The following is a 12,714-nucleotide window of genomic DNA, read 5'->3' as shown; positions in this document are numbered from 1 at the left end:
TGCGGGCCCTCTTCGCAGCGGGTCAGGCCTCGGGCCTGACCATGCGCGCGATCAGGCGTTTTACGGAAGGACCCAATGTCAGGATCACGGTAAACGCGATGGGCCAGCAGAAGGCCCATGAGGCCATCCAGTCTCCGAAGGTCGAAGGACCAAGGCCTACGGCTTTGACCGTTGCGATGCCGGTGACAATGCATGACATGAGGCCGGACATGATCAAAGCGAACAGGGCATTGGCAAAGCGGGCAGGGATCATGGCGGGTGTCCTTGGCTTGTATATGCCCTCAATTGCGCGATTTTGGCCTGAAAATCCAGCGTTGATGCCGGCGTTATTGACGCATCCAGCCCAGCGACTCTTCGGTCCGACCCGTTGAAGGGGTGTATTCGGCACTGACCCAGCCGGTATAGCCAGACTGATCTATGGCTTTGAATAGCAAGGTAAAATCCAGTTTTCCTCGACCGGGTTCCGAGCGGTCCGGCGCGGCCCCGATCTGTGCATGGACCACACGCGGATGAAATCTGTTCCAGATCGCCAGCGCATCGCCATGGATCATCTGCGCGTGAAAACTGTCATATTGCAGGCCGACATTGGGTCGGTCGACACGGTCCAGAACCTCGGCCGCAAGATCGTAGTCGTTCAGGAAATAGTCAGGCTGTGACACGGGGTTGAGCGGCTCTATGGTGAACTGCTGGCTGGGCGCGGTATCTGCAGCCCATTGCAGGTTCTCGACAAAGCAATTCAGGGCTTCGAGCCCCGAGGCATATCCGGCCATAACGTGGATGATATGAGGCCGCAGAAGGTCGGCATAGCGCAGAACACGCCGGATGTCGGATTGAAACCGGGCGCTGCCGCCCGGCACGGCAGCGTAGCCAGGTGCGCCGCCCGTATAGTTCGGGGGCGGCGCGTTGATCAGCACCAGATCAAGGCCATTGGCAAGAAGTGCCCGGCGGGTCTCTTTCGCGGCCAGATCATAGGGGAACAGGATCTCGACCGCGTTGAATCCGGCCTGCGCGGCGGCGGCGAACCGGTCGAGATAGGGATGCTCGGTAAACAGAAGAGACAGGTTGGCGGCAAATCGGGGCATGTGAGATCGGTTCTTTAGCTCAGCGGAGCGTAGCGATCACAACTGATGTGGGAAAGAGGCCGAAAACGACAGATTGTCGAAAATCGACCAGATCGCGGGCTACGAATCAGCAACCATCTGCCCAACGCGGTGCCCCTTTTCGAGGGGGCCGTGCCCACGAAAAGGTCTGATCACGATGGCCATGAGCCCGGAACCCGCGCGCGGGACCACTCTTGCTGTATCCGACGCTCGGCAGGCGGCGTTCACCGGCAACACGCTGGCGGTGGCGTCGATGCTTACATGGGCGGCGGGTTTCCCGGCGGCCGAGATCTTGCTGCAAAGCTGGCCTCCGATCGCTTTGTTTGCTGCGCGTATGGCTTTGGCGGTGCTGGTCATGGTGCCACTCTGGCTGCTGCTGGACGGGCCCGCGCGGGTGCTGCGCGCGCGCTGGGGGCATGCCATGGTGGTCGGTGGTCTGGGGATCGGTACCGGCATGTTCCTGATCCTCGTGGCGCAGAAACTCACAGATCCGGTGACCGTTGCCATCATTGCCTCATGCGCGCCGCTGATTGCGACGCTGCTGGAACTGGCGGCGGGCACGCGGCGGCTGCGGTGGAGGTTTGTGCTGGGTATGGTGATCTCGATCATCGGCGGGCTGGTCGCCACAAGCGCGGTGGCCCCGGCGCAGCTGGGGCTGGGCGCGGCGTGTGCCGTGGTCTCGACCGCGCTGTTCTGCTGGGCCAGCATGGCCACCGCGCGCGATTTCCCCGAGCTCAGCCAATTGGGCCGCAGCACCATCACCCTGACCGGAGGATTGCTGACCGCCGTCGTGCTGGTCCCCATTGCGGGCCTGTCAGGGTTCAATGTGATGCCCGTACGGCCCGTCGATGTGCCACAGGTCGGGATGCTGGTGTTCTATGCGCTGTTTTCGCTGGGCCTGAGCCAGTTTTTCTTCATCGCATCCGTGGGCAAGCTGGGGGTCGCGCTGGCCTCGTTCCACATCAATATCGCTCCGTTCTATGTAATGGTGATCATGATGGCGATGGGAGAGGACTGGAACTGGACCCGCGCGCTGGGCGCGGCGCTTGTCGCGCTTGCGGTGGTGCTGGCGCAGGATCGCAAACCCCGCCCGGTTCAACCTTCGAGCGCGTCGGACGTGATCAGCGGAAAGAACTGACCGCCGGACCAGACGCCGAACCAGCCATTAAGATGGGTGCCGATCTCGACCAACCGGTAAAAGCTTTTGCGATCGATGCGGGCCTCAAGGTTGGCGCGAACCAATATGTAGGGAGATGGCTCATCCGTTTCTGGATCAAGGACAATTCTGATCGGATGGTCTGGCCCGGCTATGGCCGTGTCCCCCACCTGCGTCGTGAAGGTCAGCTGCTGTGCCTCACCGCTACCTTCGGGATCGAAATCGACGGCGATGAAGGGCGCATCCTCGACGGTGATTCCCACCTTTTCGACCGGCGTGACCAGAAAGTACTTGCCGTCTTCTTTCTTAAGAATTGAGGAAAATAGCTTCACCAGCTCGAACCGGGTGATGGGTGACCCTAAATAACTCCAAGAGCCATCTTTGGCGATCCGGATGTCCAGATCGCCGCAAAACGGAGGATTCCACAGTTGAACGGGCGGCAAACCCCGCGTTTTGGCCGCTTTGACCGATGCCGCCAGACCGTCTGGCGAGGGTGTCACGGGTTTTTGTCCGCTCATTGCTTTTGCCATTTCCTCTCAGCGCGATACACTTCAACCATAACAGTCCACGGAAGGGAACCTCATGTCCGAACCTGCCGACCTCGTGTCCGAGATCGAAGCGCTGGAAAACAAGCTGCAAGAGGCGAAATCCTCGATCACCCGCCGCTTTATCGGGCAGGAGAGGGTCGTGGACCTGACGCTGACTGCGCTTTTGTGCGGCGGTCACGCTTTGTTGATCGGTCTGCCGGGTCTGGGCAAGACGCGGCTGGTGGAAACGCTTTCGACCGTGATGGGCCTGCATGGCAACCGCATCCAGTTCACGCCTGACCTGATGCCAGCCGATATTCTGGGGTCCGAGGTTCTGGACACCGCCGAGGATGGCAGCCGTCATTTCCGCTTTATCTCTGGCCCGATCTTCTGCGAATTGCTGATGGCGGATGAGATCAACCGCGCCAGCCCCCGGACCCAGTCGGCGCTGCTGCAGGCGATGCAGGAACGCACCGTGACGGTTGCGGGTGAGGACCGGGATCTGGGCGTCCCGTTCCATGTGCTGGCAACCCAAAACCCGATCGAGCAAGAGGGGACCTATCCTTTGCCCGAAGCGCAGCTGGACCGTTTTCTGGTGCAGATCGATGTCGAATATCCCGACCGCCAGACCGAGCGCGATATTCTGCTGGCAACAACAGGTGTCGAAGACGCAGAGGCGCATCAGATTTTTGCTAAGGAAGATTTGCTGGCCGCGCAAGTTTTGTTGCGCCGGATGCCGGTGGGCGAGTCGGTGGTGGAACTGATCCTCGATCTCGTTCGAGCCTTCCGTCCGGATGAGGCGGGCGTGTCCGAGCGGGTCAAGGAAACCGTCGCCTGGGGTCCCGGACCGCGTGCGGCGCAGGCGCTGATGATGACCGTTCGTGCCAGTGCGATGCTGCAAGGGCGGCTGGCCCCCAACGCCGAGGATGTGCTGACCATGGCGCGACCGGTGCTCAGCCACCGAATGGCGCTGAACTTTGCGGCGCGGGCGCGCGGCGACAGCCTGTCTGACCTGATCGAGTCCACTGCCGCCGGTCTGGTCCGCACCGAGGCTGCGGCGTGAACGCCGCCCAGACCCTACGCGAACGATCCGAGGCCGAGGCGTCCCGGCTGCCGCCCCTGTTGGCGCGCGCCGAGCATCTGGCTGGAACCGTTTTGCTGGGTGACCACGGACGGCGGCGCTCGGGTCTGGGGGATGATTTCTGGCAATACCGCCCGGCGCAGATCGGTGACAGTCGCCGCCTGATCGATCACAGGCGTTCGGCCCGTGGCGATCAGCAGTTTGTGCGCGAACGCGAATGGCAGATTGCGCAGTCGATCATGCTGTGGGTCGATCAGGGCGCGTCGATGCGGTTTGCCTCGGACAAGAGCTTGCCGACCAAGGCGGATCGCGCGCGTCTGTTGGGTCTGGCTACCGCCATCCTGCTGGTGCGTGGCGGGGAACGTGTGGGGCTAACTGGCACCACTCTGCCGCCCCGACGCGGCAATGCGCAGATCATCCGTCTGGCGCAGGCGTGGTCCGAGGACTCGCAGACGGATTACGCCCCGCCCGAACACCGCGCCATGATCCCCCATGCCCGCGCGGTTTTCATATCCGATTTTCTCGGCCCGCTGGATGAGGTCGAACTGGCCCTGACCAAAGCCGCCGACCGGGGCGTGCGCGGGGTGTTGCTGCAGGTTCTGGATCCCAGCGAGGAATCCTTTCCCTATGCCGGGCGCACCATTTTCGAAAGCGTCGGTGGCACGGCACGACACGAGACGCTTAAGGCCGCCGACCTGCGGGACCGCTATCTGGATCGCCTTGCAACGCGCAAGGATGCGCTGACGCAGCTGTGCCGCGCGACCGGCTGGCAGATGGGCCTGCATCATACGGGTGACAGCGCGCAATCGGCTCTGTTGTGGCTCTATCGTGCGCTGGATGGGGGGCCCAATGACGGTTCTGGCGGGCATCGGCTTTACCGCGCCTTGGGTGCTGCTGGGTCTGCTGACCCTGCCGATCCTGTGGCTGATCCTGCGCGCGGTGCCGCCTGCGCCGATCCGTCGCCTCTTCCCGGCGGTGACCCTGCTGCTGGGTCTGAAGGATGACGAAAGCGTCTCGGACCGCACCCCATGGTGGCTGCTCTTGCTGCGGATGCTGGCGGCGGCGGCGATCATTATCGGGCTGGCGGGGCCGGTACTGAACCCCTCGCGCGATGAGACCGGGTCGGGGCCGCTCTTGCTGGTGCTGGATGCCAGTTGGGCGGGGGCGACGCGCTGGTCCTCGACGCTGGATCAGATCGACGCGCAACTGACCGAGGCCGGTCGGGCTGGTCGCCCCGTCTCGATCCTGCGCCTGACCGAGCCCGAAGCCCCTGTGTTTCAGGCCGCGGAGGCCTGGCGCGGGCGTTTGCCGGGCCTGACGCCGATGCCGTGGCAGCCCACCGCGATGCAGATTGACCAGACCCTGACGGCGCTTGCGCAGGTTGAGGGCGGCTTTGACACCCATTGGTTCAGCGACCGGCTGGACTATGAGGGACATGATCGTCTGACCGCTGCCCTGAAAGAGCGCGGGGATGTAGTCGTCTACCAATCCTCCGGTCCCGTCACCGCGATCCTGCCGGCCAGCTATCAGGATGGCGCGATCCAGCTTAGCGTGTTGCGCGCCAATCCCGGCCCCGCAGAAACCGTCACCGTTCTGGCGCAAGGGCGTGATCCGGCGGGCGCGATGCGGGTACTGCAATCCACACCGCTGGAGTTCGAAAACGGCTCTACACAGGCGCAAATTGATCTTGCGCTGCCCTCGGAACTGCGCGCTCGGATCACCCGGTTCGAACTGCAGGGCCAGCGTTCCGCAGGGGCCGTGACCTTGACCGATGACAGTCTGCGGCGGCGCGAGGTTGCGCTGATTGCAGGCAGCCTGAACCGCGAGGGGCTGGAGCTGCTGTCGCCGCTGCATTACCTGACACAGGTGCTGATCCCGACCGCTGACTTTGTCGAAGGCGGTCTGGCCGAGGTCTTGCCCGCCAACCCCGATGTCATTGCGCTGGCCGATGTGGCCAAGCTGTCTGACTCAGAGCAGGCGGGGGTGATCGAATGGGTCGAGCAGGGCGGGTTGCTGCTGCGCTTTGCCGGTCCGCGCATGGCGGCGAGTGATCTGGGTCGCGATGAGGAAGACACGCTGCTGCCGGTTCGTTTGCGCAGCGGTGGTCGCTCGGTCGGTGGCGCCATGAGTTGGGGCGAGGCCAAGGGGTTGGCGCCGTTCCCCGAAAACTCACCCTTCTATGAGTTGGAGATCCCCGCAGACGTGGCCGTGACAACGCAGGTGATGGCGCAACCAGACCCTAATCTGGCCGATCGGGTGATTGCGTCGCTGTCCGACGGCACGCCGCTGGTCACTCGCAAACCGCTGGGTCTGGGGCAGGTGGTGCTGTTTCATGTGACCGCAGATGCGGAATGGTCCAGCCTGCCGCTGTCGGGTCTGTTTGTCGAAATGCTGGACCGGCTGGCCGTCGCATCCGCCGCCAAATCGCGACAAGAGGCGCAGATGCAGGGCACCGTGTGGGAACCTGTTCAGATACTGGACGGCTTCGGCGCGCTGACCGACGCGGGCACGTTGGCCGGGGTCGATGGGGTTGATCTGGTCTCGGGCCAGATTGGGCCAGACTTGCGTCCGGGGCTGTATGAAAGCGGCAAGCAGAAACTGGCGCGGAATGTGCTGGCCGAGGATGCGGTGCTGACCCCCGTGGTCTGGCCCGCCGATGTCCCGATCCGGGGGCAGGAGATCACCACCGAAACACCGCTGGCGGGCCTGTTGCTGAGCCTTGCGCTGGTGCTGCTGACGATCGATGTCATCGCGTCGCTGGCGCTGTCCGGGCGGTTGGGCTTGGCGCGCGCAACAGCCGTGGCGTTGGGCGCGTTGCTGATTGCACCGGATGCGCAGGCGCAAACGCCGGAGGACACCGATTTCGCGCTGAATGCAACGCAGGAACTGGTGCTGGCGCATGTTTTGACCGGAGATTCTCAGGTCGATGATATCGCATTGGCCGGGCTGCGGGGGCTTGTGCAGACACTGCATTTCCGCACCTCGGTCGAGCCCGCCGACCCAATCGGCGTCGATCTGGAACGCGATGAACTTGCTTTCTTCCCGCTGCTCTACTGGCCGATCACGCCCGATCAGCCGCAACCCTCGGTCGAGGCTTATGCCAAGCTCAACGCCTATCTGCGCTCGGGCGGGATGATCCTGTTCGATACGCGCGATGCTGATATCGCCGGTTTCGGGGCCTCCAGCCCCAATGGACGCAAGTTGCAGCAACTGGCCGGGCCGCTGAATATCCCCTCGTTAGAGCCTGTTCCACGCGATCATGTCCTGACCCGTGCCTTCTATCTGCTGCAGGATTTCCCCGGTCGCTATTCCGGCACTGAGGTCTGGGTCGAGGCCGCGCCGCCCGATGCCGAACAGATCGAGGGGATGCCGTTCCGCAACCTCAATGACAACGTGACCCCGGTGGTGATCGGCGGCAATGACTGGGCCGGGGCCTGGGCGGTGGATCGCAATGGTCAGTCTTTGCTGCCCGTGGGGCGTGGCTATGCGGGCGAGCGGCAGCGCGAACTGGCCAATCGTTTTGGCGTCAATCTGGTGATGCATGTGCTGACGGGGAACTACAAGTCCGATCAGGTCCACGTGCCCGCCCTTCTGGACAGGTTGGGACAATGACCGGAACCGTCATCTTTGATCCACTGATCCCTTGGCCCGTGCTGGTCGCCGTGGCCGCAATTGCACTGGCGGGCGTCGTGCTGGCGCTGTGGCGCGGCCTGTCGGGCTGGGCCTTGCGCGGGTTGGCGGCCTTGGTGGTCCTCGGGGCGCTCAGCGGTCCTGTCTATCAGGTCGAAGATCGCGCACCGCTGACAGACATCGTACTGATGATCGAGGATGAAAGCGCGAGTCAGACGCTCTCGGACCGGGCCGAGCAGACGGTGCAGACAGCCGATGCGCTGGCCATCGAGATCGAGTCCCGCGACAACACCGAACTGCGCCGGATCAAGGTCGGCGATGGGGACGGGGATGAAGGCACGCAGGTCATGGCGGCGCTGAACGCCGCGCTGGCCGAGGAACCCCGTGCCCGTATCGCGGGCATCCTCGTTGTCTCGGACGGGATCGTGCACGACGCCGAACAGGCCCCTGATCTGCCCGCGCCGATGCACCTGCTGCAAACCGGGCGCACCACCGACTGGGACCGCCGCCTGATCGTCCGCAACGCCCCCGCCTTCGCCATCATTGGCGAGCCTGTAACCCTGACCCTGCGCGTCGAAGATACCGGGGCCGCTCCCGCAGGCGCCACAACCGCGCCGCTTGAGATATCAGTCGATGGGGCAGAGCCTCAGCAATTCACCATTCCCATCGGTCTGGACGTGGAACTGCCGATCACCCTTCCACATGGCGGACGGAACGTCATTCAGTTCACTGTGCCCGAGGCAGAGGGCGAGCTGACCGACCGCAACAACACCGCCCTGATCCAGATGAACGGTGTGCGGGACCGTCTGCGCGTGCTGCTGGTTTCGGGCGAGCCGCATCCGGGCGGGCGCACCTGGCGCAATCTGTTGAAATCCGACAGCTCGGTCGATCTGGTTCATTTCACCATCCTGCGTCCGCCCGAGAAACAGGACGGCGTACCCGTTGACGAACTTTCACTGATCGCCTTCCCGACGCGCGAGTTGTTTCTGGAGAAGATCAACGATTTCGACCTGATCATCTTTGACCGCTACAAGCGGCGCGGTATCCTGCCTGCGATCTATCTGGACAATGTCACCAACTACATTAACGACGGTGGCGCGGTGCTGGTGAATGCCGGGCCGGATTTCGCCACCGCCGACAGCATCTTCCGCTCGCCGCTCGGGCCGGTGATTCCCGCTCAACCCACCGCCCGCGTTATCGAGGAACGCTACGTACCCATGGTCACTGATCTGGGTGAACGCCATCCTGTAACCACCGACCTCGGTGATGCGGAACACTGGGGCGCATGGCTGCGGCAAGTGGATGTGCGGCAGCGCTCTGGCGAGATGCTGATGTCCGGTGTCGAAGACCGCCCGCTGCTGGTGCTGGACCGCGTGGGCGAGGGGCGCGTGGCGCTGATTGCCTCGGATCACGCCTGGCTCTGGAGTCGTGGCTTTGAAGGTGGCGGTCCGCAGTTGGAACTGCTGCGTCGTCTGGCCCATTGGATGATGAAAGAGCCCGAGCTTGAGGAAGAGGCGCTGTGGGCCGAAGCCAACGGCCAGTCGATGCGCATCATCCGCCAGACCCTGTCGGATGAGGTTGGACCGGTCACCATAACCCGCCCCAATGGCGACACGCTTGAGATCACGCTCGACGAGGTGTCCCCCGGTCGGTTCGAAGCGCAGTATTTCGGCCCCGAGATCGGCCTCTACCGTCTGCAGGAGGGTGAGCATTCTGCCGTCATCGGTCTGGGCCCCGCAGCCCCGAAAGAGTTCGAACGCACCATCGCCACCGATGAAATCCTAAGCCCGACGCTGGCCGCCCTGCGCGGCGGCACCATCCGCGTCGAAGACGGTCTGCCCGCGATCCGCAATGTGCGTGCCGGACGTCCTGCAGCCGGGCGCGGCTGGATCGGACTGACCCCGCGCGAGGCCTACGAGACCCGCGATGTCACGCAGGCCGGCTTGCTGCCGCCTTGGCTGGTGCTGCTGCTGGCCGGCGGCTTCCTGCTGGGCGGTTGGCTGCGCGAGGGGCGGCACTAAACGCGTTTAAGCACTTTTTCACGCTCTGCCGCGATGCTGTGTCCGAAGCAGTGCGGGAAATCTCATGAGTCTTGCCGAAAAACTGGCACAGGAACGGCGCGCGCGCCTGGCCACTGAACGCCTGTTGCAGCAAAAACAGGCCGAGCTTTCTGCGGCCAATCGCAAACTGGGCCGCCACGCTATTGCCCTGACCCGTCAGATTGATGAAACGCAGGCTGAGGTCGCGACGGTGCGCGTCGAGAATGAAAAGGTCAAATCCGACCTGACCGCCGCCAACGCAAAGGTCGAAGTTGCCGAGCGTCGACTCTGGCACTCGATCCAGACCATCCCTGACGGCTTTGCCTTTTTTGATGGGAACAACGCGCTGGTTGGTGCCAACGCCGCGTATCTCAGCGTGTTTGACGGGCTCGAGGAGGTCGCGCCGGGTATCACCTATGGGCGTATTCTGGAAATCCTGACCCATGAGGGAATCGTTGATATCGGCACCGAGTCCATGAGTGACTGGCGCGCCCGCATGCTGGACCGATGGACGCAAACGCATCCGGATCCCGAAGTGATCCAACTGTGGAACGGGCAGTATGTTCGGCTGATCGACCAGCGCGGCCATGGCGGCGACGTGCTGAGCCTTGCGCTGAACATCACCGCATCGGTTCGGCATGAGGCCGAGCTGACAGCCGCTCGTGAGCGCGCTGAGGCCGCAAATCGTGCTAAATCAGCTTTCCTCGCCAACATGAGCCACGAGATTCGCACGCCCATGAATGGCATTGTCGGCATGACCGAGCTGTTGACCGAAACCCCGCTGAACGAGGAACAAAGGCTCTATCTCAGCACGATCCGCAACTCGGGCGAGGCGCTGCTGGTCATCATCAACGACGTGCTGGACTATTCCAAGATCGAGGCCGACAAGCTGACCCTGCACCCCGAGCAATTCGATCTGGAACGCTGCATCCTCGAGGTGGCGATGTTGCTACAGCCCAGCGTACGCGACAAGGGGCTGACCCTGTTGGTGGATTATGACCTATTCCTGCCCACACTCTTTGTCGGCGATCCCGGACGCATCCGGCAGGTTCTGACAAATCTGGTGGGCAATGCGGTCAAGTTCACCGCCGAAGGTCACGTACTGATCCGCGTCACCGGCGTCCCCGACACGAACGCCAACAGCTGCGATATCCATGTGGCCATCGAAGACACAGGCATAGGTATCGAAGCGGACAAGGTGGCCCATATTTTTGGAGAATTCAATCAGGTCGAGGACGCCCAGAACCGCCAGTTCGAAGGGACCGGACTGGGGCTTGCCATTACCAAACGCCTGATCAGCATGATGGGCGGCAGTGTCTGGGTTGAAAGCGAGCTGGGGAAGGGGTCGTGTTTCGGGTTTCGTATCTCCCTGCCCACGGCAGAGGGCCCTCAACCCACGCCGCCCGATCTCGAAGGGTGCTTGCGCCATGTGCTGGTGGTCGAAGATCTCGCGGTAAACCGTGCCATTCTGACCAAGCAACTCGGGCGGCTTGGATCGCGCGTATCGGTCTGCAGCAACGGCCATGAGGCACTGTCGCTGGTCGACGATACCTTGGATTTGATCCTATGCGACCATGACCTTCCGGATATGGAGGGGCTGGAGCTGGCGAGCACCCTGCGCGAGAAGGGCTGGAACGATGTACCGATCATCTTGATGTCAGCCAATCCCGGCGTCCTGCACGCTGATCCGGCCCGACACCTGATCGACGGCGTCTTGCAAAAACCCATCCCGCGGGCTGAGCTCTACTGCCGCCTGCTTGACCTCGGCGCACCGGGTTTCAGACCGCAGGACGAACCGCCCGAGACTGTACGAACCGATCTACCGCCGCCTCCACAAAGCCACCGGCGGATGCGCGTCCTCGCCGCCGAGGATAACAGAACCAACCAACTGATCCTGAGGAAGATGATGAAAGATCTGAAGATCGACCTGAAATTTGTCTCGAACGGTTTAGAGGCGGTTGAGGCTCATACGGAATTCAATCCGGATCTGATCTTCATGGATATCTCGATGCCCAAGATGGATGGCAAAGAGGCGACCATCGAAATCCGCCGCCGCGAGATCGGGACGGGCCGCCGCGTCCCCATCGTGGCGCTGACAGCGCACGCCATGGCGGGCGACGACCAGAGCATCCTGGCAGCAGGGCTGGACCACTATTTGACCAAGCCTCTACACAAAAACCTGATCCATCAGATGATCCACCAGCATCACCCGGATGGCGCTCAGCCGGTGACTGAACAGGCGGAACCCGTGGGCCCGGTGTAATACGGTCCTGAAACAGAAAGCGGGATCTGCTCTTCATCTGGCCAAAAATATCCCGGGGAGCGCGAGGGGCTGGCCCCTCGCTCCTGCCTCCGCCAAACTGAAAAAGGCCGACTGCTTCTAAGCGCTGTAAGGACGCACAAATACGGGCTTGTTATCCTCAGACAGGTCGGGCCGATAGGCGTATCCCCCCGTGTCGAACTCCAGCAAACCCGCAGGATCGGTTAACCGGTGCTGAATCACGTACCGCGCCATCGCACCGCGCGCTTTCTTGGCGAAGAAGCTGACAATTTTAGGGGTGCCGCCTGTGTCCTCCATGAACACAGGCGTGATTACACGCAATTTCAGCGCTTTGAGGTCAACCGCGCCGAAATACTCCTGGCTGGCGCAGTTGATCAAAATATCCGAACCGACCTCTGCGGCCTGCGCATTCAACGCCTTGCTCAGTTGATCACGCCAGTATTCATAAAGATTCTTGCCGCGGCGGGTTTTCAGCCTGCTGCCCATCTCAAGCCGATAGGGCTGGATCGCGTCCAGCGGACGCAACACACCATAAAGCCCCGACAAAATGCGCAGATGATCCTGCGCCCAGGCCATTTCATCCGCATCCAACGAGGCCGCCTCGAGCCCCTGATAGGTGTCGCCCGCAAAGGCCAGAGCGGCTGGGCGGGTCGCCTCTGCGTCCGGCGCTTCGACAAAAGCGCGGTAACGATCGCGGTTTAGACGGGCCAAGTCGTCGCTCAGGTCCATCAGCTTTTTCAGATCGCCGAGCGTCAGATTGCGGGCGGTTTTAGACAACCGGATCGCATCATCCTGAAAATCAGGTTGCGTCAACTCAACATCGCGCTCGGCCCAGTCCAGCCGCTTGGCCGGGGAAATCACTACCAGCATATCCGCCCTCGTTCCTTGCCTGATGATCGG

At 62.6% G+C, this 12,714-nt stretch carries 9 protein-coding genes and 1 pseudogene; 6 read left to right on the top strand and 4 right to left on the bottom strand.

Annotated features, from left to right (window positions below):
- Nucleotides 1-22: 22 nt before the first annotated feature.
- Together ACR3EN_RS04790 and ACR3EN_RS04785 are read right to left on the bottom strand one after the other, a co-directional pair.
- Nucleotides 23-253 (bottom strand): DUF2798 domain-containing protein, encoded by a 231-nt coding sequence (locus tag ACR3EN_RS04790; protein ID WP_480824149.1) that lies wholly within the window; start codon nucleotides 251-253, stop codon nucleotides 23-25.
- A gap of 73 nt (nucleotides 254-326) precedes the next feature.
- Nucleotides 327-1,082 (bottom strand): hydroxypyruvate isomerase family protein, encoded by a 756-nt coding sequence (locus tag ACR3EN_RS04785; protein ID WP_480824151.1) that lies wholly within the window; start codon nucleotides 1,080-1,082, stop codon nucleotides 327-329.
- Nucleotides 1,083-1,263: 181 nt separating this feature from the next.
- On the opposite strand from ACR3EN_RS04785, the gene ACR3EN_RS04780 reads away from it, so the two are divergent.
- The gene (locus tag ACR3EN_RS04780; RefSeq protein ID WP_480870616.1) at nucleotides 1,264-2,238 is read left to right on the top strand and encodes a DMT family transporter; all 975 of its coding nucleotides are present in this window, start codon (nucleotides 1,264-1,266) and stop codon (nucleotides 2,236-2,238) included.
- Here ACR3EN_RS04780 and ACR3EN_RS04775 read toward each other — a convergent pair.
- Entirely contained in the window at nucleotides 2,196-2,774 is a 579-nt protein-coding gene (locus ACR3EN_RS04775; protein ID WP_480824155.1) for a DUF1285 domain-containing protein, read from the bottom strand. The genes ACR3EN_RS04780 and ACR3EN_RS04775 overlap by 43 nt on opposite strands.
- Before the next feature lie 64 nt (nucleotides 2,775-2,838).
- On the opposite strand from ACR3EN_RS04775, the gene ACR3EN_RS04770 reads away from it, so the two are divergent.
- The 5 genes and pseudogenes from ACR3EN_RS04770 (at nucleotide 2,839) to ACR3EN_RS04750 (ending at nucleotide 11,796) form a co-directional block, all read left to right on the top strand.
- Nucleotides 2,839-3,846, top strand: a complete 1,008-nt coding sequence (locus tag ACR3EN_RS04770) for an AAA family ATPase (protein WP_480824157.1) — start codon at nucleotides 2,839-2,841, stop codon at nucleotides 3,844-3,846.
- Nucleotides 3,843-4,706: pseudogene (locus ACR3EN_RS04765) on the top strand (DUF58 domain-containing protein); the annotation flags it as partial. The gene ACR3EN_RS04770 and the pseudogene ACR3EN_RS04765, both read left to right, overlap by 4 nt.
- Before the next feature lie 7 nt (nucleotides 4,707-4,713).
- Nucleotides 4,714-7,476, top strand: coding sequence for a DUF4159 domain-containing protein (locus ACR3EN_RS04760; RefSeq protein WP_480824161.1), 2,763 nt, complete (start codon nucleotides 4,714-4,716; stop codon nucleotides 7,474-7,476).
- On the top strand, nucleotides 7,473-9,515 hold the full coding sequence (locus ACR3EN_RS04755; protein WP_480824163.1) for a hypothetical protein: 2,043 nt from the start codon (nucleotides 7,473-7,475) through the stop codon (nucleotides 9,513-9,515). Before ACR3EN_RS04760 ends, ACR3EN_RS04755 begins: the two co-directional genes overlap by 4 nt.
- Before the next feature lie 64 nt (nucleotides 9,516-9,579).
- Nucleotides 9,580-11,796, top strand: a complete 2,217-nt coding sequence (locus ACR3EN_RS04750; RefSeq protein WP_480870619.1) for a response regulator — start codon at nucleotides 9,580-9,582, stop codon at nucleotides 11,794-11,796.
- A 117-nt stretch (nucleotides 11,797-11,913) separates the two neighbouring features.
- On the opposite strand, the gene yaaA is transcribed toward ACR3EN_RS04750, so the two are convergent.
- Entirely contained in the window at nucleotides 11,914-12,684 is a 771-nt protein-coding gene (gene yaaA, locus ACR3EN_RS04745) for a peroxide stress protein YaaA (RefSeq protein WP_480824167.1), read from the bottom strand.
- Between the last annotated feature and the right edge of the window lie 30 nt (nucleotides 12,685-12,714).

The organism is Ruegeria sp. G7 (assembly GCF_056535465.1).
The sequence above is the reverse complement of the archived record's forward strand: the minus strand, read 5'-3'. Positions and strand labels throughout refer to the sequence as shown.

Excerpts from the sequence above, each read along its gene's own strand:
- ACR3EN_RS04790 (WP_480824149.1), bottom strand. The coding sequence starts at position 253 with ATGATCCCTGCCCGCTTTGCCAATGCCCTGTTCGCTTTGATCATGTCC.
- ACR3EN_RS04785 (WP_480824151.1), bottom strand. The coding sequence starts at position 1,082 with ATGCCCCGATTTGCCGCCAACCTGTCTCTTCTGTTTACCGAGCATCCC.
- ACR3EN_RS04780 (WP_480870616.1), top strand. The coding sequence starts at position 1,264 with ATGAGCCCGGAACCCGCGCGCGGGACCACTCTTGCTGTATCCGACGCT.
- ACR3EN_RS04775 (WP_480824155.1), bottom strand. The coding sequence starts at position 2,774 with ATGAGCGGACAAAAACCCGTGACACCCTCGCCAGACGGTCTGGCGGCA.
- ACR3EN_RS04770 (WP_480824157.1), top strand. The coding sequence starts at position 2,839 with ATGTCCGAACCTGCCGACCTCGTGTCCGAGATCGAAGCGCTGGAAAAC.
- ACR3EN_RS04760 (WP_480824161.1), top strand. The coding sequence starts at position 4,714 with ATGACGGTTCTGGCGGGCATCGGCTTTACCGCGCCTTGGGTGCTGCTG.
- ACR3EN_RS04755 (WP_480824163.1), top strand. The coding sequence starts at position 7,473 with ATGACCGGAACCGTCATCTTTGATCCACTGATCCCTTGGCCCGTGCTG.
- ACR3EN_RS04750 (WP_480870619.1), top strand. The coding sequence starts at position 9,580 with ATGAGTCTTGCCGAAAAACTGGCACAGGAACGGCGCGCGCGCCTGGCC.
- yaaA (WP_480824167.1), bottom strand. The coding sequence starts at position 12,684 with ATGCTGGTAGTGATTTCCCCGGCCAAGCGGCTGGACTGGGCCGAGCGC.